Consider the following 24,175-nt stretch of genomic DNA (forward strand, 5'->3'; position numbering starts at 1 on the left):
CGCTCAGCGCGGGCGGCTCTTCCACCCGTCGCGGACGCTCGGCGCAGCCAGGCTCCCCCACCCGACGCGCCACTCAGCGCAGGGGGCCGCCCCACTTGGTCTCGTCGCGGACGCGTCGTTTGAGCAGCTTGCCGCCGGGGTTGCGCGGGAGCGGGTCGGTCCGTACGGCGATGTACTGCGGCACCTTGAAGTCGGCGAGGTGCTCGCGCAGGTGGGTCAGGACCGCGTCGACGTCGAGGTCGGTGCCCGGCATCGGGACGATGACCGCGCCGACCTTCTCGCCCATCACCTCGTCGGGCACGCCGACGACCGCCGCGTCGAACACGCCGGGCGCACCGGCCAGGGCGTTTTCCACCTCGACGCTGTAGACGTTCTCCCCGCCCCGGTTGATCATGTCCTTCGCCCGGTCGACGATGTGGACGAGGCCTTCGGCGTCGATGCGGGCGATGTCGCCCGTGTGCAGCCAGCCGTCGACGAACGCCGCCGCGGTGGCCTCCGGCTTGTTCCAGTACCCGGCGACGACGTTCGGGCCGCGTACGAGGAGCTCGCCCTCCTCGTGCTCGCCGTCGAGCAGGTCGAGCCGCAGGTCGCACACTGGCACGGCGAAGCCGACCGAGTCCGCGTGCGCCGCCGCGTACTCGTGCGGCAGGTACGTCGTCAGGCTGGAGGTCTCGCTGAGCCCGAAGCCGTTGCCGACCCGCGCGGCGGGGAAGGCGTCCTTGATCCGGCCGACCAGCTCCGGGGCGATGGGCGCCCCGCCGTACGACAGGTAGCGCACCGTCGACACGTCGGTCGTGGGGAACGCCGCGTCGTTGACGGCCAGCCAGTAGATCGCCGGGACGCTCGTGAGGACGTCGACGCGCTCCTCCTCGATCGCCGCCAGGAAGGGGCGCACCTCGAACTTCGGCATGATCACCGTCGTCCCGCCCAGGTGGCAGGTGAGGAGCAGCTGGCTGTTGCATCCGGTCACGTGGAACAGCGGCACGGACACGAGGTTCCGCGTCGGGTCGCCGGTCTGGATCCGCTTCGCGCGGCGGCAGCTCTCGCAGTTGGACAGGAAGTTGGCGTGCGTGGTGACAGCGCCCTTCGGGAAGCCCGTCGTGCCGCTGGTGTAGAAGATCGCCGCCGGGTCGTCCGGCCGCAGGTCCTCGATCGCGTACGGGGCGCCGTCCGGGAGCGGGCCCTCGGCGACGTACGCCGCGCCGCTGTCGTCGATGACGTAGCGCGCCTCTTCCTCGGCGAAGCGCGTGTTGACCGGGACGGCGACCGCACCGGCCAGTTGCGTGCCGAAGAAGGCCAGCACCCAGTCGACGCCGTTGCCGTACCGGATCGCGACGCGGTCGCCGCGGCCGACGCCGGCCGCCCGCAGGCCGCCGGCCACCCGCGCCGCGGCGTCCCACAGCTCCTGGTAGGTCAGCCGCGGGCCGCCGCCGGTCTCGACGACGGCCTCCCGGCCGGGGTTCGCGTCGACGGCCGCCCGCAGCATGTGGACGACGCTGTCGGGCAGGCCGGTGTACCGGGCGATCCCGTCGGAGCCGCGCACCACTCCCGAGGCGTCGAACATCAGATCCCCCGGGTGAAGTAGCGCCGCGGGTTGCCGACGAGCATCTGGTCGAGCTGCGCGTCGGAGACGCCCAGCTCGCGGAGCGCGGGCAGCACCTCGTCGCTGATGTGCTCGTACTGCCAGTTCGGCATCGTGGACCGCACCTGGTCGTGGGCGCCGGCCCAGTAGTCGATGAAGCAGCTGGCGTCGTGGCTGAGCACCATCCGGTCGGCGTAACCCCGCTCGCACAGGGCCGCGATCGTACGGACGCGGTCCGGCGTGGTGTTGTAGACGTCGAGCCCGAACCGGTCCATGCCGAGGATCGCGCCGGTGTCGGCCAGCTCCATCAGGTAGTCGAGGTCGTTGGTGTCGCCGGCGTGCCCGATGACCACCTTGGACAGGTCGACGCCCTCCTTGGCGAACAGGTCCACGGCGAGGCGCCCGGCCTGCGCCGGGCTGGACGTGTGCACGGTGATCGGCGCGCCCGTCTCGCGGTGGGTACGGGCGACGGCGCGGGCGATGCGCTCCACGCCGGGCGTGAGGCCCTTCGCCTCGACCACGCACTTGAGGAAGGCCGCCTTGACGCCGGTGCCCGCGATGCCCTCGACGATGTCGCGCGTGAAGTCCTCGACCATCGGCTCCGGCATGTCGACCAGGAGGCCCGGTCCCCGGTGCTCGTACTGGTGGGGCACGTCGTCGTAGCAGTAGAGGCCGGTGGCGACGACGATGTTGAGCTCCGGCACCTGCTCGGCGACCCGCTGGATGCGCGGGATGTACCGCCCGAGGCCCCACACCGTCGGGTCGACGATCGTGGTGATCCCCTTCGCCACCGCCGCCCGCAGCTTGGCGACCGCGTCCTGGACGCGTTCCTCCTCGTCCCACCAGGCCGCGGCGCCGTAGTTCTGCACATGCTCGGTGGCGAGCACGAAGACGTGCTCGTGCATCAGCGTCCGGCCGAGTGCGGAGACGTCGACGGTGCCGCGAACGGTCTCGACAGTGGGCATGGAGGGCCTCCCATGGCGTACATACCGACCAGTCGGTATCGGCCAACGTACGGCCGGCACCAGAGCGGCGTCAATGGACTACGAGGAGCGTTCGGGAAGGCGCCGGCGGCCGGGCGGGCCGGGCATGAGATACCGCCACCAGCGGAGAGTGCACTGGGGTCACCGGCCCCACCGACATCCGGCTTCGGTGGGACCGGTGATCGAGAACTGTAGACGTCATGGATCGGCGACTCCAGCCGCCGCACGCGGCGACCTCGCGGCCATAGTCGGCCACCGCGCCGCGTTTCGCGCGCACGGCGCCCGGCCGGCGCGCGCCGTACCGCCGCCACCGGCGACGGCGGCACGGCCCGCCCGGCCGTTTCGGCCTCGGTATCCGCGGGGCGGCCGTACGGCCGGTGACGCCCGCGGCGGGTCAGTCGCCGCGACGTTGCTGGGCCGGTTCCGTCTCCGGGTTCAGCAGAGACGACAGAGGGTTGCCCGGCGCCTCCGCCGTACGGCTCTCGATGCCCGCCGGTCGGCGGATCAGGCCGGGGTGCTGTCGCTCCAGCGCGGCGGCGTCGTCCGCGGTGAGCCTGATGTGCAGCGCGTCCGAGACGTCGACGAGCAGGTCCGGGGCCCCCTCCCGGTGGAACACCAGGACGACGTCGGCGCCGTACATGATGTTCTGGTCGGTGACCTCGATGTTGCGTTCGCGGATGTTGACGCTGTCCGCCTCGTGTGCGACGGCCGAGCCCTTCCCCTGACCGTGGGAGACCATGAGGCCGTGGCCGCCGGAGGTGCCGCCCGACCCTCCGCCTCGCACGCTGGAGTCCGTCCCGTGCACTCCGCCGTCCCGCTGGTTGGTCGCGGTCTGGGAGTACTCCCGCCGCTTGAGCAGCGCCTGGGCGTCCTCCTTCAGCGAGGTGACGTTCATGCCCACGGTGATCTTCTCGCCCGGTCGCAGGCCGTCCACCGTGTACGAGTGGTCGAGCAGCGACTTGACCTGCGACAGCATCGTCGCCGGCTCGGTCTGCTTCCACAGCCTCATCCCCTGCGGCCTGCTCAGCTCGAACTCACTGGGCCGGTCGGTCTCCGCGGGCGTCGGGCCGCGGCGTTCCGGCGGCAGCGCCGCCAGCGGGGCGAACTCGTGCACGACCTCCGCCCCGGGGAAGGAGATGCGGCCGACCATGTCGCCGAGGGTGCCGTTGACCTCCGTCGGTGCCGTGTGCGTCTGCCATCGCGCGAACTCGCTGCGGACCGGCGCCCATCCGGGCACGTGCTCGCCCTCGCCGGCGACCGTAGTGAGGTGGTGGGGGATGACCAGCCGGACGCCGCCCCCCACGGTGGCGGTCTCGGTCTCGGTCTTGGCCGAGCGGACGCGGTCGAAGTACCGCGCGGCGGCGTCGTTGCCGGTCAGCCGCGCGACCGTGTCCGCGCCGCGCCGGATCGCGTTGATGCCGTGCTCGAGGCCGTGCGGCGGGTCCTTGGTCTCGACGCCCTCGATCTCGTACCGGAGTCCGTGCGTGAACTCCTGCGAGCCTTCACGCGTCTGGCGCCGGTCGATGTCCTTCTCGCCGGTGCCGTCGCTGTGCTCGGTCTCGGACCGGTGGACCCGTCCGCCACCGATCTGGCCTCCGCCGCTGGAGCCCCTCTCACCCTCGGCCATGCCCCGTACGAGGCCCTTCCCGCCGTAGCCGGAGCCGTGTCCATGGGACGTCTCGGATCCGCTGAGCCCCTGGACACGCGCCATGTGGCTGACGTCCGGGCGTTCGGCCGTGTGCGCCCCGCCTTCCAGCTCCGCCCGGACGCGGATGCCCTCATGCAGAGTGAAGCCGAACCCCGACTCGATCGGGAGCCACTGGACGACGCCGCGGCGCAGGTTCGGCATGTTCGCGGCCAGGGCCGGCTCGCCGAACGCCTCACGGAGGGTTTCCAGAGCCGCTTCCCTCGCTGGACCGCTCTTGGGCAGACGATCGCGGGCGTCGAGCATGTCCACGATCTTCGGCAGCACCGCCTGGCCGTCGAAGTGCTCGACGTGCGCGGAGGTGATGGCGAGGTCGGGCCGGTAGGTCCGCGGCTCGCCGACCGGCTTGGGCACGACGGGTTCGCCGTCCTGGCCGTGGACGTCCGGCGCGGTCGCGAGGTGGTCCAGGTGGTGATCCTGGGCGATCCGGTCCGGCATCATGAAGTCCGCGCCGTCGTGCACGAGCAGGTAACTGGTCTTCGGGTGGTGCCCAGCCGGCGCGTCCGGGGTGACCGACAGGTGCAGGTCCGAGCCGCTGAAAGAGTGCGTCAGCCCGTCGCTGCTGTAGGTGCCCCGGATCACGTCGCTCGCACCGGTGTACTCACTGCTGCCGGTCCGGCGATCGACCTCGGCCATCCCGCCGACCTCGCCGACGCCCTTGACCTCGACGCCGCCGACGGTGAGCTTGCCGCGGATCCCGACCTTCAGCTCGCCTTCGGCGCGGAGGTCCGTGCTCGCCGCGTCCTTCATCCGGGAGTTGGCCGCCCGGTAGTGCTCGATCTCGATGCCCGTACGCGCGGTGGCGTGTTCCGGCATGCCGAAGGTCGCCCGCAGCGTCATGCCGTGCCTGCTGCCGTCCGGCTGGGTCACCTGGATCCGCCAGCCGTCCCGGGAGGTCAGTTCGGCGAAGTGCGCCTCCAGCGTCGACGGCCGGGTGGCGTCCAGGATCTCCGGCGGAACATCCAGGAGATCGGTCGGCGCCGACCGGCCGTTCGCCTCCGCCTCGACCCGCGCCACCTCGAACGGCAGGTCGTGCGAGGCTGAGAAGCTTGGGAAGACTGCGGTGGTCTGGCCTGCGAAGTCGATGTGGTCGTCGGGGAGCGTGTCCACCCGGTCGACCTGGCCGACCTTCGCGACCTCATCCGGCGTGACCCTGGCCGCCGGGGTGTGCTCCTGCGGGACCACGACGCGAGCGGAGACGTCGTCGCCGCTCACCGCCCAGGACTGGTCGGTGAGCTCCTTCCGCCCGTCGTGCACCCGCATCCGGACGTGGTGCCGCATCTCCTTGGTGACCTGGGTGACGGGCCCGTCGGTCTCGGTCCGGCGGTACTCCGTGCTGCCGCCCAGGAAGGTCACCGACTTCGACTTGCTCCCGCCGGCGTGCAGGGCGACCTTGGGGGCGTCGACGCCGACCTTCCCCGTCTGGACCCGAACGTTCCCGGCGACTTCCGCACCGCCGCCGGAATGCCTGTTCTGTCCGACGGCCGTCCCCGAGCCGGCGACCTTCCGGTCGTTCACCGTCATGTCGAACTCTTCGACGTTCCGGCGCTCGCCCAGCTGGGCACGGTGGGCGATCTCGATCGTGTGCTTGCCGACCGTGATCGTGTGGGTGTCGCCATGCAGCAGGTCGGCGAGCGAACGGCCTTCCAAGGCGGAACGGCCGAACCGCGCGTCCAGGTTCTGCGCCAGCTGCCGCCGTACGGACTCCGGGAGGTCGGGCAGTGCCTGGTCGATCGCGGCGCGCAGGTCCGTGACGACGCGGTCGGCTCCCGGGAGACCGGTCAGCTTGCCCATCCCGGCTCCGCGACCCGCCGCGAGATGCGCCGGTTCCGCGGGGTGCGGCTCGTGCGGCGCGACCGGCACCGACTTCTCGGCGTGCGCGGGGAGCCCGTGGCCTGGCGCCGCGGCCGGGTCGCCCGTAGGAGACGGCTCCTGGGACGGTGGGTCGATGGCGTGCTCACCGGAGCCCGGAGGAAGGAGACCCTCCGTCTTGACGCCTCCGAGGAGGTCCGTCTCGAACTGGGGAGCGTCGCTCGCGCGTACCGCCAGCTCCATCGGCACGTCGACCGGGAAGCTGCCGAACCGGGTCTCGACCTCCATCCGTACGATCGCGTTGTACCGGGCGACCTCGGCCTTCCGCACCAGCGTGATCTTCGGCAGGGTCGTATGCGAGTACGAGACGACGTGGTTCTTGCCGCCCTGGTAGTTGCCGCCGATCCGGGCGAAGAACTTCGCCGCCGGGTTGTCCATGCCGAGCTTCAGCCCGAAGTTGACGCCCCACTTGTGGCCGAACTGGTGGGCGTCGTTCGTCGTGGTCAGCAGGCCCTGGTCGTCGCGCAGCACCGCGTCGCGGATCGGCGTGTCGCTCTCGGGCAGACGCTCGAGACGAAGGACGCGCGACGTGACGGTGGTGTCCGGGGTCGTCAGCTCGCCGTTCAGCAGGTCCCGGCTCCGGTTCAGCAGGACCTGCTGGCCGAGATGTCCGTTGATATCCCGGTTGACGATCTCCGCGATCCGCTTGGGCGACACGCCCGCCTGCAACGCACGGCGCTGGAACTCCGTCACCAACTGGTCTCGCTGAACGGCGGTGACGACCACGTCGTGCTTGCGCACTTCGGGCGCCCGGTCCGACGTCACCCTGTGGCGCGGCGCCGGCGGCCGGTCACCGGGGTCGACATGCGGTCCCTCGCGGTGGAACTGCTCCGGGAAGGGAACGCTCAGGGACAGGTCGTGAACGACGCCGCCGTACCCCGGCTCGCCCCCGTTGACGTGAGCCTCGAGTCGTACGGTCCAGTCGAAGAAGTCGTGCTTGAACGCCACCGACTTGTGACCGGCCATGACCTCGGTCGAGGAACCGTGCGCGTGACCCGAGACCTTGCCCACGCTCGGGCCGGGCAGACTGACCCTCTCCAGCCCATCGGAGTTGTCCAGCATCTCGACGACGCCACCGGACTCGTCCCGATGGACGCGCCCGCTCTCCTTCGCCCCCGCACCCGAGCCGCCGAAGGACACTGTGTAGCGACGCGGGCCTTCGGGCGTCTCCACATGCGTGTACGTGTCGAGCTTCGGCTTGATCCACACCACGTGTCCGCGCGACTCGAACGCGATGCCGTCCTGCAGAAGGTCGGTCCAGCGGTCCGGGTTGGGGTCGCTCAGAATGTCGCGGACGTACGCCTCGACCTCGGCCCGTAGCTTCGCGGGAAGATGCTCGGGCAGGCACGCGGCCCACTGCCGCGCGGCCTCCGCCGGGTCGGTCGGCAGGCGGGCGCCCTCCACCGCCGTCCCGTCTCCGAGCGCGCCGTAGTCGGTGTACCGAGGCGGGTGGATCTCGGGCGGCGGCTCCGGCGCGGGCTCCTCGCCACCGGACTCGGTTCGCGGTGCGGTGGGCTCGGACGGCCCGTCGTGCCCCGAGGACTCCCCGGTCGGTTCGGACGTATCGGGGTGCGTGACCGGAGACTCTCCGGCCGGCTCCTCAGCCTCGCCGTGGGGGACCGGCGATCGCCCTTCCGCCTCCGTACGCGGCTTCCCGGCCGACTCGGTACGCGGCGCGCCGGTCGACTCGGTACGCGGCTGCGCGGTCGACTCGCTGCGCGGCGCGCCAGTCGACTCGGTGGGCGGCGCGCTGGTCGATTCGCTGTGCGGCTCCTCGACCGGCTTGGACGGATCGGCGTGCGAGGTCGGCGACGTACCGGACGGCTCGTTTCGGCCGGCCTCCGCCGGCTCGCCCGGGAGGCGGGTGCCCTCCAACGCCGTCGCGTCCCCACGCGCGCCGTGGTCGGTGCTCTGAGACGGATGAGGCGCCGGGGCCTCGGACCGTGCGTCATCGTAGGCCGTAAGTCGCTGCTGCGCGTTCTCGGCGAGCGTTCTCGCCGCGTCGGCGGACACCTGCGCCTCGAATTCCGAAGGGTGCTCAGTCGTGGTGAGGTGTTCGAGGGAATTCCGCAGGGCGTCGTAGCCGATCTGCGCCTCACGGGCCTTCTCCAGCGCCTTGCGGCAGGAGGCGGCGTCGTCCGTGTGACGTGCCTGGTCGCGCAGTGCGGCCCTGCTCTCGGCGAGTGCCCTGTCGCTGTGCTCCCGAGCCCCGGGACCACCCTCCGCCAACGCCGTCAGCGATTCGTTGAGGGCGGCTTCGGCCCTTGCTCCCGCCTCTCGCGCCTGTGCCTCGTGGGCGGCCACGCGATCCTCTAGGGCCCCGACGTCCCGCCGCAGGGAAGCAGCGAGCCTGTCGACCTGCGCGGTCACCTCCGAATGCGGGGTGGCCGTCGTCTCCCTGCCCGGGGTTCCGGCCGGGTGCGTGGTCTGGGCCGCGGGCGAGTCCGGCACAGCCGACGCTGTCGGGTGCGAGGAGCCGGCATCGAGCTGTCCGACCTGCTGCGTGATCGTCCGCGCCGTGTCCCCGTACGACTCCGGCTCCAGCGGCGGACCCGACTCCGTGGGTCGGCCCTCACCCGGCTCCGCGTGCGTGGCAGGACCGTCCGGCGTCGAACCGGGTGCCGGCTGGGACGGATCTGCCGCCCCGTCCTCCGTCCGTTCGGGTGAGTGGTTCAGCAGTCTGTCGAGCTCGGTCGTTTCCCGGCCGGAGGTGCCTGTGCCCGCATTCGCCGGACGAGGCCGCTCGGAGCCGTCTCCGTTCAGGAGAGAGCCGATGTCACGGCGGCCGGTGCCCCCCGCCGACGGTTCGGCCGGTCCGCTGCCGCGGACCACCGGCTCACCCGGACGCGGCGGGAGCGCCGCTCGCGCCCCCGGAGCACCCGGCTGGATCGCCACGGTCGAGGGGCCGTCGGGGCCCTGCGCTGCGCCGGCGCCCACGCCACCGTCCCCGGGGCCGGCGGACAGGGGTTGCGAGGCCGGCGGAGCCGTGGTGGCGCCGGGCGATTCCGCGGGACGCCCGTCCCCGGCCGCGAGGCCCGAAAGGTTCGTCCCCTGCGTCTGATGGCCCGACGTGCCGCCCTGGGAGTTGTCACCGCCGCCGGTAGAGGTGTCGTGACCGTTGAGGACCTCGCCCGGGATCGTCTGGCCGGCAGACGATGGGCCCGGATCAGAATGATTGCCCGAGCCACCCGACGGTGACCCGCCGGGTGGCGGTGGCGGTTGCCCGTCATCGCCGTGCGGCGACTTGCCGTCCGATGACCCGCCAGACGGTGGGGGTGGCGGGGCCCCGTCATCACCACCACCGGTGGTGGGTTCACCGCCGTTACGGAAGCGGCCGGCCGCGTACTGGCCGGCCTCCTTGGCGCCCCCGAGCCCGGCCATCCCGAACCCGAACGCCGCGGCCTGACCCACATTGATGTGGTCACGGTCGAAGACCACCTGACCCGCCACATTCCCCACCGTTCCGGTAGTGCCCGCGAACCCGAACCGGGCAGCAACCCCCTTCATCCCCGGCGCACCCATCCAATCCGCCAGCTTCGTCGCCACCGGACTACCGTGCTCCGCCAACGCGGGCACCGCACGCCCGAGCCCCCCCATCACCCCACCGGCGATCGCACCCATCCCCACCGACTTACCGAACTCGCCCCAGTTCCAGCCCTTCTGCACACCCTCATGAATCCGCGCATACTGCCCCGCCGCGTCCATCCCCCCACCGAACCAGGCACCCACCCCCGCCGCCGTCATGATCTGATGACGACCCATCCACAACGCGATCCGCTGAAGAAACGCCTTCAACGCGAAACCCTCAGCCTCCGACGCACCGATCGCCGCGGCTTCAGAGGCACCGGCGGTGATGAACGACCACGCGAACCCGATCGCCATCGTGATCACCACGAACGCGCACGAGATCTCGAACTGCAACCGCGCCGCCCGCTTCTGCGCCGCCAAACCATCCACCCACGACGCCAGATCCCGCAGAGACTGCTCCAAGAACCGCAGACCCCCGGCCTCACCCCCACCCGACAAGGCCTGGGCGAACGTCTTGAACTTGTCGGTGGCATCACCCGCGTTCGCGTTCACCACCACGCCGGCGTGAGTGTCCAACTCTTTGGCACCCTCGCCAAAGGCGTCCGCACATGTGGTCAGCGCCGACTGCATGCGGGCCAGACCACCCATGCTCCCGTCCGGCCACTGACACCCCCCAACCAACATCTCCAGGAAGAACAAGCCCTTCTGCACGATCTCCGGCAGCGCATCGAACTCACCCACCGGCTGATCGAAACCACCCCACGGCAACCGATACGGATCCTTGGTCGCCACCGCATCCTGATCCGCACCTATCGGAATATCCCCACCCACCGTCGACGCCGACTCGGCCAACTTGTACTGGTGACCGGCAACCGTCAACATCCCCCCGGTCGCCCGCACCAGATTCACCGCATCCGCAAGCGCCGCCAAACACCCGTCCCGCGCCGCACCGAACCCCGCCGAACCCTCACTCCCATTCAGGAACGCCTGACCGATGTCATCGTTCCCCCAGCACGCCCCCGCCCCCGACAACTCACCCACCAACACGTCCACCGCCGTGGCCAACGTGTCGGACAACCCCGAAAAACCCCGGCCCGACTTCCCCCACGACTCAAAATCGACCTGAAGATCGACGGTCACCACTCACCCCCGGTTCGGCAGGGGTATCGCCGTGCGGCCGGCTGCTGGGCGTTCATGCCCTGGAGGGCAGGGGGTCGAAGCGGATGTCGCGCGTATTGGCGCGCGCACCGATCGTGACGGCGTGGCCGGCGTGTGTCTGGCCGGTCGCGGTCGCGGTCGCGTCACGGATGTCGTGCGGCAGCGGCCGAAGTTCCTTGAGCCATTCCCGGTAGATGGCGATGACGTCCTGCACGGGCGTCTGCATTGTCTCCCCGACTCCAGATCCCCTGATCTTCCTGGCCCATCGTCCCGATACCAGGTGATCTGTCAACGCGCGGCGCCCACCGGAAAAGCCCGCTCATCAAGGGTCATGACCTGCGAAGACGCGACTTGGAGCACCCGAAGGTAGGCGGCGTTCGGCGTACGGAGGCCGATCGTTCAACAAGAATTCAGCCGCCGCCCAGGCGAACCACCCGTAGGCGCCGGCGGGGGGCCTAACGCTTCTTCTTGCGGAAGTCGAGACGCTCCGGCGGCGGGCCGAGGTTGGGGCCGGGGCGCGTACCGTCGTCGGGCAGGACGTCCGGCTTGGCGTGGCGGGCCCGCGACGGGTCGGTGGCCTCTTCGTACTCCTGAATGTTGGCCGTGGGAAGCGTCATGATGCCCGGGTTGGCGTCGACGACGAGGATGCGCCGTCCGGACGTCTCCGCGTGCGTGAAGATCATCGCGGTGGGCGGAAGCTGCTGCAGTTCCTGCGGCTCCACGGCGAGTTCGCGTGCGCCCTTCCCCGCCTCGGCGGCGGCGGACGTGCTCTCCCCCCACGCGGTGGCGCGGCCGATCCCGTCGGGAAGCGCCGCGTCCGTGGGCTCGTTGCCGTTGAACACCGGCAGCCGAGCCGACGGGCCGACCGTGCTGACGTACGAATCGTCCTTGTCGAGGCTCACGGCGTCACCGACCTTCTCGGTGAGTTCGGCGACCTCCAGCTTCTGCTCCGCACCGATGTGCTCCGCCGCGATGCGGGCGTCCTCCGCGTTGCCGAGGCGCATGAAGCCCACGGCCGCGTGACCGCGGCCGAGTCGCTCCTTCACGTGCGGACCGATCGACCGGTACATCAGCACGAGCCCTGTCGAGGTCGCCTCGCACGAGTCGATCAGCCGGTCGATGACGTCACCGCGAAGCTTCTCCGCGCCGCACACCAGCAGGGTGTGCTCCCACGGCTTTCCCTGCGGGGAGTTGCGCAGCACGTGCGTCAGCGCCGCCGTGACGTACGTGCCGAGGACGCGGTTGGTGAGCACCCCGGCGCGGCGGTCGGTCGCGAGGACGCGCAGCCGGCTGGGCGGCATCAGCGTCGGGCTCGATCCGAGCTTCTCCAGCTTGCGCAGCTGCGACTCCAGCGCCCAGGCGCGCTCGATCACGACACGGTCCGCGGCACCGCGGCCGAACATCGTCGTGATCTTCGATAGCTGCTCATCGGTGAGGAGACCGGCGCGAAGGTCGTCGCGGGGGTCGCCGACCTGGGCGAGCGCGCGCAGCGCCGCGGTGATCCGCGGGATCGGCGCCCGCCCGCCGAAGACGCCGAGGACGCGTTCGAGGATGGCGTTGTCGAAGGACAGGTCACGAGCGCTGCCCTGCTCCTCGCTCACGCTCACCACGAGCGAGAGCACGTCGGCCAGTTCCTCAGAGCCAAGGCCATGGGTCAGGTCCAGCTGCGGCAGGTCGCTCGGCAGCACCCACACCTGCGGCCGCTCGCCCTGGTCGTTGCCGAGCTCGGTGAGCTCCCGGGCGACCGCGCCCTCGGACAGGTCCAGGACGGTGACCTGAGACCCCGCCGCGAGCCGCGCCGCGCCCATCATGGTCACCATCGCCGACCAGCCCGCGAGCGTGCCGCCGGCGACGTCCACTCGGTCGACGCCCTGCGGCAACGTCACCGCGTACCACTCGTGCTGCGACTCGAACACCTCTCGGCGGTGCTGCCACTCCCGGTACGCGCGGGCGTGCTCGGCGTGGGCCGCCTCGAGTTGGCGCCGGCGCTCCTCACGCCGGCGCTCCAGACGTTCCCTCTCCTCCACCGCCTGGGCGCGCAAGGACTTCTCGCCCTGCCAGATGGGGTAGGCGATGATCGCCGCGACCAGTCCGCACGCCACCAGTCCGGCCGCCGCGAACGCCCACGGCAGCGTCCCGGTGGCTCCCAGCAGCACGAACAGCAGGGCACCGACCCCCGCCGCACCGATCACGGTCTTGAGAGGGCGGTTGAAGAGGTTGTCCTCCCGCTGCTTCGGCATCACCCATTCGGGCGTGACGGTCTCGACCTCGGGCGGAGTCGGACGCTTCGGCGGCGGCCCGGGGTCGTCATGTACCTGCGCGTAACGCCAGCCGACGTACACGCGGCCCGGTTGCAGTAACCGGGTTTCGCGAGCAGTCACATCGACCACGCCCCGTGTTCCTTGAGTGTTCCTGTGGCAAGCGTAGAAAGCTTCGCCCGAAACGGGGGTCTGTTTCAACCGGCAGGCGCGCCACCGGCCGATTAGAGCCCCGCAGCACCGACGATCACTGATCGTACGGCCGTACGAGAGCATTTCACGCCGACGCCTGCCGTCCTCACCGAGCGGTCACCAGGAGCCGTACGGCGGGTTCTGCGGTGGCTGTCCGCCTTCACCCTGGGGCGGAGGACCGCCGGGACCGTACGGCGGGTTCTGCGGTGGCTGTCCACCTTCACCCTGGGGCGGAGGACCGCCGGGACCGTACGGCGGGTTCTGCGGTGGCTGTCCACCTTCACCCGGGGGCGGAGGACCGCCGGGACCGTACGGCTGCCCTCCCGGCCCGGGTGGCGGCGGAGCCCCGTATCCGGGGCCTGCCGGGTCTCCGTATCCCTGTGCGGGCGGAGCACCGTACCCCTGGGCCGGTGGCTGCCCGGGGTACGGCTGCTGTGGTTGGCCGCCCCACGAACCGTACGGCGCCCCGGGAGGCGGCCCCGGCTGCTGCCACGCCTGCTGTGGAGCCTGGCCGTACTGGGCCATCCTGCGTCGCCTCGACGACCGAACGATCACGCCGATCACCGCGATCACGCCGAAGATGACCAGGTAGACGACGAGCCGGATCAGCGGGAACGCCACACCGTGATGGATCATTCGTGCACTCTCCTCGCGGACCGGACCTCCGGGGCGATCACTCCGCTCGCCGTCTAGTCGGTCATCCTGACCGCAGACAGCAGATTTCGGTAGCCTCACGGCCGTGCCGATTTCGCGGCCCTTGGGGAAAAGCGTGACGCGCCCGCTGTTGTGGGCGGCATCCGTCGCGCTGGCCGGTGCGTCGCTCGCCGGGCTGTGGGCGACCGGCGGCCTGCGCGCGGCTCCCCTGCCGCGGACCCGCCGGCCGACTCGGTCGACCTCGGCCGTTATGACGTCACCGTGAACGACGCCGTGCTCCGCCGCGCGGCGCGCGGCAGCGTCGTCTCCCTCATCGTCACGCTGCGGGTGAAGAACAAGGACCACCGGTCGGTGCTGCTCGACGACTTCACGGTGAACGCCCTGTCCATGGAGTCCGCCGGCGGTCCCCCGCTCACCGCGGCCATGGCCCAGGCGAACAGCCAGGGCGCGGACGTGAACATGTTGCCGCCGCGTGTGCCCGTCACGGTCGTGCTGAGGTACGTCCTGCCCCGTGGCACGATGCCCCCGCCGGGCTTCCACGCCCGCCTCGCGCTGTGGCGGTACGACCACCGGGAGGACTTCTTCTACGGCCACGTCGAGTGGGTGTCGCGGAAGCCCGCCGATCCGAAGTCCCACCAGGCCGCCGAGTTCGCCGTGCCGTTGCCGCTCCGCCGGGAGGGTTTGTGAGACGCGTCGCGGCGATCCTCCTCGGGCTCGTGCTGGTGCTCGTCGCCGGGTGGGTGAAGGCCCACACACCGGACGACTACGACCACCGGTACGCTCCGCTGGCCTCCGCCGGACGCTCCGGTGCGCCCGTCACCGCGGGCGCGTTCACGGTGCGGGTGGAGGGCGTCACGGCCGCCCGATCGGCGACACCGGACGGGCGGGAGATCCTCCGTCCCGACGGCGTCTTCGTCATCGTCACCGCCGCCGCGACGATCCGGCGGATTCCGGCGCGACTGGCGACCGCGTTCCTGCGGACGCGGAACGGCTACGAATACCGGGAGAGTGTCAAGAACGTGATCGCTGATGACGGCGATCCGCTGAGCGCCGTCGCCCTCGGCCCGGGACTCTGGCGGCGGGGCCCGCTCGTCTTCGAAGTCCCCCCATCCGAACTGGCCGGATCCACCCTGGTGGTCTCCGACCGCCCGGTGAACGAGAAGGATCCGCCGGGCGGCTTCCCGCCCTACGGTTTCGAGCTGACCGCGCAGGCGGAGATCGCCCTGGGAATCGGAGAGGCACGGGCGCGGCTTTTGGTCGCGCACGCCCCCGAGCGGGTGACCATCCCAGGAGCCGGCTCGTGACCGCCCGCGCCGCCGTCGCGCTCGCGGTCCTCCTGCCGCTCGCCGTCGGCGCCCCTCTGTGGGAGCAGCTTCGCTACTACGAACGGCATCGCGTACGGGAGGCGGTGACGACCCTGCCGCCCGGTGGCTCGGGGGTCCTCGATCACGCCTCCTGGCGACTGCTGAGCGTTCGTCGTACGGCGACCGGCGTCCGCGTCCAGCTCGCCCAGACCCCGCTCGACCAGGCCGGCGAGTCGACCCTGGAGGTCGCCTTCGACGTACGGGACCGGAGCGGCCGGCGATGGATGCTGCGACAGGACCTGAGCGGCGCTTTCACCCCTGGACGCACCGAGACGACGACCTTGCGCGGTGACGTTCCGGCCGGCATCGCGGACCAGGTCGAACCCGAGGTGCGCCACTCCCCGCTCAAGCCGGAGCCGCGGCCGGTTCCGGTGCTTCGGTTTCGTCGCTGACCGCACGTACCAGGCCGACGGCGGCCGCGAGCAGTGCGACGTGCAGGACGTTCCTCAGCAGCTCGCGGGTGAACTCCAGCGGGACCAGGATCGGCTTCCAGGCCGCCGGGTCGTGGTCGGGTCCGATCAGGTACAGCGCTCCGCGGAAGGCGTACGCGACGGCCGCGTCCACCGTGACGTAACACAGGCAGAACAGGCCCAGAGCGGGTGCTCCGGCCCGCAGGACCAGACGCGTCGCGTGCAGCAGCGGCACCCAGCGTTCGCGCAGACCACTCGTCAGGCCGACCAGCACCCGGTGGCGATCGCCCGCCACGGCCAGACGGTGCAGGCGGGTGCCCTCGAGCGCCGCCCGATGGTCGTCCGGTTCGACGCCGATGCCCTCGACCACCGCCGCCATCGCGAACCACACGAGCGGAAGGGCGAACGTGCCGAGCCCGAACCCGACCGCCGGACCATGGGTGTCCAGGCCGGCCAGAACCGCCGGCTCGTCACCCAGTCGGCGGCCTTCCCGGCGAGAAGGAACACGGACGACACCGCGAAGAGGTTGAACGCCGTCTCGGTGTAGGCGAGCACCGGGCAGGCCCACCGATCTTCGCGACGACGCTCGAGCAGAAGCCGGAGCGACCAGGCGACGGCCGCGGCCAGGAGGGAGATCCACACGTCGGAGATGAACAGCGCCTGACCGGCCACCGCACCGTGCGTGGCACTGTGCAGATTGTGCTCGACATCGACCCGGCTGAACAGCCGCACGTCGTCCGTGTACATCCCCCAGGCCGTGTAGATGACGACGAATGGGAACAACGCCCGGCCGATCGCGTCGACGAACGACTCGTCGTCCGGCCGCCGGATCGTCCACAGCATCCCGATCACGGTGGCGAGCGTCACGGTGACGAGCGCGGTGAAGACGAGGGTCGCCGCCATCCGCCGCCACTGCTCGTACTGCCCATGGCCGACCATGACACCGGCCCACGTCAGCAGGTAACGGGCGAGGTATCCCGCGCTGAACCAGGCCGCGAGCGACACCACATGGCGACCGGCCATGCGCACCGAGGTCACGGGGAGCATGACAACGGCTCGGACCATGCCAGCAGACCCTACCGGGAACGGCGCGGACGGACCGGACGTCCGCGCGCCGTTCGCCGCTATCGGCCGTATCCGGCGGGTGGTCCGTGATCCGGCGGCTCGAAGCTCGGTCTCGATCCGTCGCGTGGCGGCTCCTGCGTCCCCGCCGGTCCGAATGACGGCGGCGGCCCCTGTGCCGGGTACTGGCCGTAGCCGGATGAGAAGGGGCCTTGTGCCGGAGGCGATGGCGGCCGACGGCGGCTCTTGACGACGGTGGCGATCACGATGCCCAGGATGATGATCGCGAAGACGACGACGAAGGTCAGGACGGTGGAAAGCGACGACGAGCTCTTTTTGGGCGACGCGGCTGGCGTGCTCGCGCCGGTGCCCGGTGTCCTGCTCTGTGCGGCGAGTGCCTTGTCCAGGCGTTCGTAGACCGGGTTGGGGGCGGTGGTCGGGACGCTCGCCCGCAACGCGTTACGCGGGCTGAGGGCTCCGTATCCCGTCTGGTCGTCCTTGCCGGCAGGGCCCACATCGGTGACGGTCGCCGTGATCCGCTGCACGATCCGCCGTGCGGACTCATCGGGGAACTTCGACCGGATCAACGCCACCGCGCCCGCGACGAGCGCCGTCGCCTGGCTGGTCCCGTACCCGTGGTGATAGAGCCTGCCGTCCTTGCCGATCGAACCCACGTCGACGCCCGGACCGGCGGTCGTGACGTAGTCCTGCCGCTGTGTCTTCGCCCACGGATTGCCCTGATGGTCGTACGCGCCGACCGCCACGACGCCGGGACAGGCGGCTGGATACTGAGGGTCGTTACCGCCGTCACCGTCGTTCCCCGCGGCGGCGACGAGAACGGCATCCTTCTTCGCCGCGTAGGCGACCGCGTCGAGCACCTGGGGAGGACAATGATCGGGGTAGGCGGTCGCGATGTCCGTGTGCGACATGCTGACGACCTTCGCCCCATGGTCCACGGCATATCGAATGGACCGGGCTTCCACATCGGGTGACGTCTCTCGGTCGACGACCGGGAGGATCTTGGCTTCAGGGGCGATCCCCACCCAGTTGGTCGGTCCTCCGCCCTGCGCGGCGATCAGACTCGCCATACCGGTACCGTGGCCGCTCTCCGGATCCGTATCCCGTCGGCCGTCCGTACCGGTTCCGTTGAAATCGGCACCCGGCAGCACCACACCGTTGAACTCGGGCAGATCCGCGTTCACGCCGGTGTCCAGTACGGCGACGGTGACGCCTGCACCTTTGGTCAGCGGCCAGACGATGCTCTGCATGGCGAAGGAATCGAACCACCACTCTTCCGGGTGAGGCCCAGGAGTCGCTTCGGCGGGCCTGCCGAGGGGTGCCAGAAGGGCACAACTCGCCAAGACCGCAAGCGCTGATCGCATCACCCGTCGCACTGGCTCACCTCGATTGACTCACCGGTCTCAAGACAACCGCATGGGCGGACGCGGCTCTCGCCACGCCCGCCCATTGCCGCGCCGTCGTTCACGAATGGACGCTCAGCCGATCTGTCCTGGCACGGCGTCGCCGTCGCCGCCCCAGATGTCCTCGTCCTCCTGCAGCCACGTGGAGCGCTCGCGCTCCTTCTCGCCCTGGCCGTGGCCGGGGTGCATCGGCGGCATCATGCCACCGGGCCCCATGCGCCCGGCCGCGGCCGCGCCGTTCGCTCCGGCTCCGGTGCCGAGGCCACCGGCTCCGATGCCTCCGGCGCCCATGGTTCCCAGGCCCGAAGCGCCACCGAGGCCACCGCCCGCACCACCGGGTCCCGCTCCGAACGGGTCGCCGCCGAGGCCGGTGCCACCACCGCTGAGGCCGGTGCCGCCGCCGGGGAGGCCGCCACCGTTGGGGAGGCCGGCCGGGTCGTAACCGGCGAGGTGTGTACCCGAACCGCCCGGAATGTTGCTCCCGTTGGGGAACTTGCTTCCGTCACCGTTCGGCAGGTGGCTCCCGTTGGGGAAATTGCTGTGGTCGCCCGTGGGAAGATACGGGTTCTTGTTGTGGGATGGGTTGCCGAAGGGATCGTTGGTCGGTAGGTGACTCTTCGGCATACCGCCGCCCGGCACTTTGCCGCCCCCGCCACCTAGGTTCGGAGAGCCCGGACCGTTGGGACCACCCGGACCGTTCGGGTCGCCTTGGTACGGCGACGCTTCCTTCTGAGTCGGAAGGTCGGTCGTGGCCTGGTCGGGGAAGTAGTTCTGCGCCTGCGCAGCCCGCCCGTTGAGCCTGTTCATCAACTTACGGGCCTGCTTGTCGTCACCGCCGGTGTGGATGAGACCGTCCGACATCTTGTCGCCGAGGTTCTTGTACCACGGGAGGATCTCATTGCCGTACCAATTGTAGCTCTGCGCGACTTTGATGCTCTGGTCCGACAAGCCGTTGTTGGTCTTGTGGATCTTCGCCATCTGGTCGAGTGCCTGCTGGGCTGCTGGACCACCCCAGGCCTCGATCAGCGCGGGAGCGTGGTTCTCGGTGAGAAATTTCGCCTTCTCCGCGAGCTCTTTGGCCACGGCCTCGTAGGCGCTCCCCGCCTTGGTGGCGATTTCCGGCTTCAGGTTCTTGAAACGGTTCTTTACCGTGTCGAAGTCGGCACCCGTCTCATCGTGCGTCTCCGCACACATCCGCTTGACCCAGAGGGCGTTCTCGTTTTCGTCGCTCATCGTTATCCTCGCACCGGACCGGACCGTTAAATGGCCTTGTTCTTGCCACTGCTCTTGGTGACGGCGTGGTGAGTGTCGTCCTCACCCTGTTGACCGTTGTCCGCAGTGGTGGTGAGCAGAGTTATGACGTTCTCGTAGGTGGAGATCACTGCGTTCCACTGTTGCGAGAACGCCCCTGACGCCGACTTCGCCAGGTTGTTGTAATCCTCCGCGGCGGGGTAGCCGGTGCCCATCGCTCCCACGCCGGCCATGTCCTGCTGGGCCTGCTGCTGGATGGTGTACTTGAGGTCGTTGAGGTCCTGCCGGAGCTTCTTGGCCAGGTCCTTGAGGCCGTCCGGATGCATCTTGTAGCCCTTGTCCGCCTCGTGTTTCCACGATTCGTTCTTCTCGGGCGGCTTGGCATCGGACTGGGAAGGCGGCGGCGTTTCTTTGAGCCTACGGAATTCGGGAACGTCCTTGTCGTGCGCGTCCGGCGCGTTCCCGTCCGGCGTGTAGTAGTACTTGCCGTCCTGCCCCTGGTAGTAATGGGACGGGTCGCCGGGATTGTGGGTCTTCGGCTCATGGGTAGTTGTTATGGGTTCCTTGCCGCCGGTGACCTCGACATAGGTTCCGTCGTTTGTGTAGTGGCCCATCTCGTTCCTCCGGCCGGTCGGCGGCCCAGACATTCAGTACGTAATGGTTCAGCAGCGGTCACGATGCGCGAGCGACGTTCCCGCGTACTGTTACTCAGACGGCTTCCGGCTCAACGCGGTTCCGCCGCCAGGCGATGATGGCCCCGGTCGCGCGGTGCCGACCGGGGCCATCGTCATGACGTCTCGCTCTCGAACTCGGTCGAGGCCGTCACCACATCTGGGCGTTGGCCTTCTCGACCGCCGTGTAGTTCTCGTGCGCCGTGCCGATGACCGCGGCCAGCTTGTTCATGGCCGTCGTCATGTGGTTCGCTGCGGCCGTCCACTGCGCCTTGGCGGTGTGGTACTGGCCCTGGGCGTCACCGGACCACTGTGCCAGGTTCTGCTGGAGCTGCCCGTCGAGCTCCTCGAGCAGGCCCACCACGGCGTTGTGGACGGCGACGAAATCCTGCTCGCCGGTGTTGAGCGCGGCGAAGTTTACTTGGGTGAACTCATCGGACATCAGGGTCCCCTTCCGCCAGTGTCAGATCCGTCAGAAGCCGTTGATGAACTGGTGGATGTTGTTGACGGCCTCTTTCTGAGTCTCTTCGTTCTTCTGGTAGTTGATCTCGTTGTGGACCAGGCTCTCGTGAAGGCGGTTCAGCGTGGTGAGCACCTTCGTCATGTCCTCGTCGAAGGCGGTGAACGCGGCGCCGAAGGCGCCTGCGGCATCGCCCTTCCAGCCCACGAGGACGGCGTCCTTGTGGCCGTTGAGGTTGATCTGCTGGCCCTTGATCTGGCTGGCGATGTCGTCGATGTGACCGGCTGCCACCCTCATCGCCGCGCGATTCTGTGCCGACTCAGTCGCCACAGTCGTCACCTCCATGTGATCGGCTACGTGCGGTACTCAGCGTCCCACCACCGCAGACGCGCCACCCAAGCGGGAAGAACGATCGGCTTAGAGAACACCCCGTTACCCTAAATCGGGCATAATCTTACGGCTCTTGTCGCGATCTGTCTAGCAACTCACGGAAATCCAGTCGACCCGGCCATTAGCGAATAATGTTATCGCCCGGTTACGACACGTCGACGAATGGGCGACGGCCGGTCAACAGCCCCCTGACCTGCGATTATCTCCCAGATCCGAACATCTCTCATAGCCGGTGAGACGACATGGCGATAATCACGTTCGCCGACATGGAACCGTCTTGAGCGGTCCTGCGTCTAAACCCGATTAGGCGCTGAATGTCCATCCTCAACCGTTCGGCTTAGGGGCCGGGGCGGGCTGGCGCGCCTTGGCCGGATCGAGGGTCGGCCCGGTCGGCATCAGCTGCAGCACGCCCTTGGGGATCGGTGCGGCGTTCGCCACCTTGTAGCCGAGCTTCTCCGCGGTGTCCTTCGACGACAGGGGGAAGCAGACGCCGGCGTCGTTGACGACGTACCAGGAGTTGATCGCGCTCAGCTGGTTCGGTCCGGGCAGCAGACCGACGAGCGCGGCGCCACCCGGCGGCAGGATGACCTGGTCCACGGTCGTGCTCTGGTCGGCGGTGGTCGCCTGGATGTTCGGCAGCGAGCCCCCGATCGAGAGCCTGGCCGACGTCGAACCCTTGTCCGTGTCGGAGTAGACCGCGCAGAGCGGGACCGAGGGATCCCATGGCACGAAGTCCGGGAGGGTCGGCGGCAGCCGGCTGTCCAGCAGGTGCTGGCTCGACGGCTTCGACGTCACCGTGCCGAAGTCGGTGTCCCGGGCGACGGCGGCCTGACCGTGGTAGGCGAGCCTCTTCGTGTCGGGCTCCGCGAGGAGCAGGATGGCCTGCGTACCGGAGACCTGCGCGAAGCCATCCGACAACAGGACGTAATAGGCACCCGAGGGCACCTTGAAGACCTGGCCGACGCTGCCGGCGCCCGACACGTCCTGGCCGCGGTTCCCCACCGGTGGAGCGACGAAGTCCGTCCCCGGGTCGATCGGGTTCAGCCAGGACCGCGAGACCGGGGCCGGCTGGACCTTGGTGACGCTGCTCGCCTGATCCGGCGGCAGCGTCATGTGCATCCGCTGGTTGTGCCAGATGACGTACGACTGGCCCGACACCTGAACGACCACCGCCTGGTCGGCGCCGATGAAGCCGCCTCCGACGTTCGTGCCGGCGACGAGGCTGGTCACCGAACGGGTGCCGCCGGCCGTGGTGTTGCCGTTGCGGACGCAGACCGACCACGGCTTCTTGATCAGGTGGTCGGGGTCGGGGAGGGAGTCGGGCGCGCCGGGGATGCCGATCATCGGGCCGCGGCTGAACTTCGCCAGGGACTTCCGCGACACCACGCGCTGCTGGGTGCTGCTGGAGTTCAGGGCGAGCTTCGCCGAGGCGAAGTTGAGCACCGGCAGCATCCGCTTGCCGTTCGTGTCGTAGACGTACTTCGTGCCGGTCTCGCGCTCGATGATGACCATGCCGCCCTGGTCGAGGCCCTTCGCCCCGCCCGGTGAGATGAACCCCATGACACCGAAGACGGCTGCGAGGAGGACGGCGACCATGGCACCCGAGAACGCCGCCACGGACAGCCGGCGCATCGGCGACTCGGAGACGTCCGGCTCCCCCTGCAGCAGCGCCAGGCCGACCCGCTGCATCATCAGCTTGTGGGCCTGGTAGAGATCGCGCCGGGTCTGCATCGATAACCCTTTCAGCCCTTGAGGCCGCGGATCGTGGAGTAGATGTCGAGGGCGGCCAGCGCCAGCGGGATCAGCGAGATGATCACCAGCATGTCGACGATGTCGCCCGCGCGCCCCCAGAACGGGGTCGGCCGGTGGCCGGGCAGCCACATGGCCATGCCCACGACCACGCCGGCGAGAACGAGGAGTGGGAGCAGCACGCCCGCGAGCGTGGTCACCTGGTCGCCGCGGAGCGCCAGGCCGATGTCGAGGGCCCCGAGCCCGACCAGGCCCGCGGTCAGCATCCACACGCGCTGGCCGCGTCCACGGAAGATCCGGGCGCGCAGCAGCAGCGAGATCGCCATGGCCGCCGCCGTCGTCGGACCGGACCACTTGTCGGAGGAGGCGAGGAAGAGCATGCCGCCCATGGCGACGAGTGCCACGGCGGCGACCAGGCCGGTCGCGTACCTGTCGGCCACGACCGTGCGCTTGAGAACGGCGCGGCCCTCGACCAGTTCGGTGTCGCGTCGCAGGTCCTCCGCGCTCGTCGGCACGGGCGGCAGCGGCAGCCGGGCGAGGCGGAACGACAGCGTCGGGATCAAGGCGGTGAACGCCATCACCACGGCGGCGACCGTCCCCGCCACGCCGGGCGCCGGGAGGCTCGGGAAGGCGTAAGAGAGGCCGCTGCCCACGGCGCCCATGGCGGCGGCGATGGCGACGCCGAGGAAGACGGGCACTCCGTCGGCGACCGCGAACGCCGCGATGACCGCGACCAGCATGGCCGCGCCGAAGGCCGCCAGGAGGTGCGGGGCGCCGACGTGCGTTATCTCGACGCCGCGCCGGGCCGGCGCCAGCAGGCCCGCGAGGAAGGCGTACGGCACGGCGGCGTAGCCGAGGATGGCGCCGGCGCCTGAGTCACCGAACGCGCGGGACACGGCCAGGCCGCCGATGAGCAGCAGGAGCGCGACGATGCCGGCGGCGATGGCCGGGGCGGTCCACGGCGGGCCCGACAACGCGACGGCGACGACGCCGACGGCGAGCGCGGCCCCCGCCGCGCCGAGACCGTAGCTGCGCGTGCTGTGCGGCCGCCACCGGTCGGAGCGGTCCTTGATCCCCGTGGCGATGACGTCGGCGACGTCGTCGAAGGACATCTCCGGGATCTGCGCCATCCCCGGCCGGAGGTACAGCACCTCACCGTCGCGGATCCCGAGCTGGGAAAGCGAACGCCCCGGGTCGAACGGCGCGTCGTCGAGTCGCTGCAGCACCCAGCCGGAATGGGCCAGACCGGCGTCCGCCATGTTCGCACCGGCGACGCGCAACAGCGTCGGCAGCATGTGCGCCAGCGGGACGTCCGCCGGGAGCGAAAGGTCGATCCGGCGCTGCGGGGCGACGATCGTCACCCTGCTCAGTTCCGTTCCTGCCGTCGAGCTCACCGGTCTTCCATCCTCTTCGGCTACACGGCTCGGGCTGCCTATGCGTCACACTCTTCATAGGATGGCCCCGA

Annotated in this window: 19 protein-coding genes; 4 read left to right on the forward strand and 15 right to left on the reverse strand. The window is 70.1% G+C overall.

The window, feature by feature from the left end:
• Positions 1 to 73: 73 nt before the first annotated feature.
• The 3 genes from ACYVF7_RS54275 to ACYVF7_RS54285 all read right to left on the reverse strand — a co-directional run bounded on the left by ACYVF7_RS54275 (position 74) and on the right by ACYVF7_RS54285 (position 10,411).
• Positions 74 to 1,564, reverse strand: a complete 1,491-nt coding sequence (locus ACYVF7_RS54275) for a class I adenylate-forming enzyme family protein (protein WP_460355562.1) — start codon at positions 1,562 to 1,564, stop codon at positions 74 to 76.
• Positions 1,564 to 2,547, reverse strand: coding sequence for a phosphotriesterase family protein (locus tag ACYVF7_RS54280; protein WP_460355564.1), 984 nt, complete (start codon positions 2,545 to 2,547; stop codon positions 1,564 to 1,566). Before ACYVF7_RS54280 ends, ACYVF7_RS54275 begins: the two co-directional genes overlap by 1 nt.
• Positions 2,548 to 2,959: 412 nt before the next feature.
• A complete protein-coding gene (locus tag ACYVF7_RS54285; protein WP_460355566.1) occupies positions 2,960 to 10,411 on the reverse strand; it encodes a WXG100-like domain-containing protein in 7,452 nt (2,483 codons plus the stop codon).
• Positions 10,412 to 10,664: 253 nt separating this feature from the next.
• On the opposite strand from ACYVF7_RS54285, the gene ACYVF7_RS54290 reads away from it, so the two are divergent.
• Positions 10,665 to 10,796, forward strand: a complete 132-nt coding sequence (locus tag ACYVF7_RS54290; RefSeq protein ID WP_460355568.1) for a hypothetical protein — start codon at positions 10,665 to 10,667, stop codon at positions 10,794 to 10,796.
• A gap of 66 nt (positions 10,797 to 10,862) precedes the next feature.
• On the opposite strand, the gene ACYVF7_RS54295 is transcribed toward ACYVF7_RS54290, so the two are convergent.
• The 3 genes from ACYVF7_RS54295 to ACYVF7_RS54305 all read right to left on the reverse strand — a co-directional run bounded on the left by ACYVF7_RS54295 (position 10,863) and on the right by ACYVF7_RS54305 (position 13,914).
• Positions 10,863 to 11,054 (reverse strand): hypothetical protein, encoded by a 192-nt coding sequence (locus ACYVF7_RS54295; RefSeq protein WP_460355570.1) that lies wholly within the window; start codon positions 11,052 to 11,054, stop codon positions 10,863 to 10,865.
• Positions 11,055 to 11,283: 229 nt separating this feature from the next.
• A complete protein-coding gene (locus ACYVF7_RS54300) occupies positions 11,284 to 13,218 on the reverse strand; it encodes a hypothetical protein (protein ID WP_460355573.1) in 1,935 nt (644 codons plus the stop codon).
• Positions 13,219 to 13,395: 177 nt separating this feature from the next.
• A complete protein-coding gene (locus ACYVF7_RS54305) occupies positions 13,396 to 13,914 on the reverse strand; it encodes a hypothetical protein (RefSeq protein WP_460355576.1) in 519 nt (172 codons plus the stop codon).
• Between the two features lie 279 nt (positions 13,915 to 14,193).
• Between ACYVF7_RS54305 and ACYVF7_RS54310 the strand changes: the two genes are divergently transcribed.
• From ACYVF7_RS54310 to ACYVF7_RS54320, 3 genes are read left to right on the forward strand one after another with little or no spacing between them, the layout of a single operon-like run.
• Positions 14,194 to 14,619 (forward strand): hypothetical protein, encoded by a 426-nt coding sequence (locus tag ACYVF7_RS54310; protein ID WP_460355579.1) that lies wholly within the window; start codon positions 14,194 to 14,196, stop codon positions 14,617 to 14,619.
• Entirely contained in the window at positions 14,616 to 15,236 is a 621-nt protein-coding gene (locus ACYVF7_RS54315) for a DUF4352 domain-containing protein (RefSeq protein WP_460355582.1), read from the forward strand. Before ACYVF7_RS54310 ends, ACYVF7_RS54315 begins: the two co-directional genes overlap by 4 nt.
• A complete protein-coding gene (locus ACYVF7_RS54320) occupies positions 15,233 to 15,688 on the forward strand; it encodes a hypothetical protein (protein WP_460355585.1) in 456 nt (151 codons plus the stop codon). The genes ACYVF7_RS54315 and ACYVF7_RS54320 overlap by 4 nt, the downstream gene beginning before the upstream one ends.
• Here ACYVF7_RS54320 and ACYVF7_RS54325 read toward each other — a convergent pair.
• The 9 genes from ACYVF7_RS54325 to eccD form a co-directional block, all read right to left on the reverse strand.
• Positions 15,642 to 16,001, reverse strand: a complete 360-nt coding sequence (locus ACYVF7_RS54325; protein ID WP_460355587.1) for a hypothetical protein — start codon at positions 15,999 to 16,001, stop codon at positions 15,642 to 15,644. The two genes, ACYVF7_RS54320 and ACYVF7_RS54325, sit on opposite strands and share 47 nt — an antisense overlap.
• The gene (locus ACYVF7_RS54330; RefSeq protein WP_460355590.1) at positions 15,965 to 16,771 is read right to left on the reverse strand and encodes a hypothetical protein; all 807 of its coding nucleotides are present in this window, start codon (positions 16,769 to 16,771) and stop codon (positions 15,965 to 15,967) included. Before ACYVF7_RS54330 ends, ACYVF7_RS54325 begins: the two co-directional genes overlap by 37 nt.
• Before the next feature lie 59 nt (positions 16,772 to 16,830).
• Positions 16,831 to 18,036, reverse strand: coding sequence for a S8 family serine peptidase (locus ACYVF7_RS54335; protein WP_460355593.1), 1,206 nt, complete (start codon positions 18,034 to 18,036; stop codon positions 16,831 to 16,833).
• A gap of 228 nt (positions 18,037 to 18,264) precedes the next feature.
• On the reverse strand, positions 18,265 to 19,422 hold the full coding sequence (locus tag ACYVF7_RS54340; protein ID WP_460355595.1) for a hypothetical protein: 1,158 nt from the start codon (positions 19,420 to 19,422) through the stop codon (positions 18,265 to 18,267).
• A gap of 26 nt (positions 19,423 to 19,448) precedes the next feature.
• Positions 19,449 to 20,054 carry a hypothetical protein gene (locus ACYVF7_RS54345; protein ID WP_460355598.1) on the reverse strand — a complete coding sequence of 202 codons (606 nt, stop codon included), beginning with the start codon at positions 20,052 to 20,054 and terminating at the stop codon, positions 19,449 to 19,451.
• A gap of 208 nt (positions 20,055 to 20,262) precedes the next feature.
• A complete protein-coding gene (locus tag ACYVF7_RS54350; protein WP_460355600.1) occupies positions 20,263 to 20,553 on the reverse strand; it encodes a WXG100 family type VII secretion target in 291 nt (96 codons plus the stop codon).
• Positions 20,554 to 20,583: 30 nt separating this feature from the next.
• Complete coding sequence (locus ACYVF7_RS54355; RefSeq protein WP_460355602.1) at positions 20,584 to 20,868, reverse strand: WXG100 family type VII secretion target; 285 nt, start codon at positions 20,866 to 20,868, stop codon at positions 20,584 to 20,586.
• A 417-nt stretch (positions 20,869 to 21,285) separates the two neighbouring features.
• Entirely contained in the window at positions 21,286 to 22,692 is a 1,407-nt protein-coding gene (eccB, locus tag ACYVF7_RS54360) for a type VII secretion protein EccB (RefSeq protein ID WP_460355605.1), read from the reverse strand.
• An 11-nt stretch (positions 22,693 to 22,703) separates the two neighbouring features.
• Positions 22,704 to 24,104 carry a type VII secretion integral membrane protein EccD gene (gene eccD / locus ACYVF7_RS54365; protein ID WP_460355607.1) on the reverse strand — a complete coding sequence of 467 codons (1,401 nt, stop codon included), beginning with the start codon at positions 24,102 to 24,104 and terminating at the stop codon, positions 22,704 to 22,706.
• Positions 24,105 to 24,175 lie beyond the last annotated feature (71 nt).

The organism is Actinoallomurus acanthiterrae, from assembly GCF_054775715.1.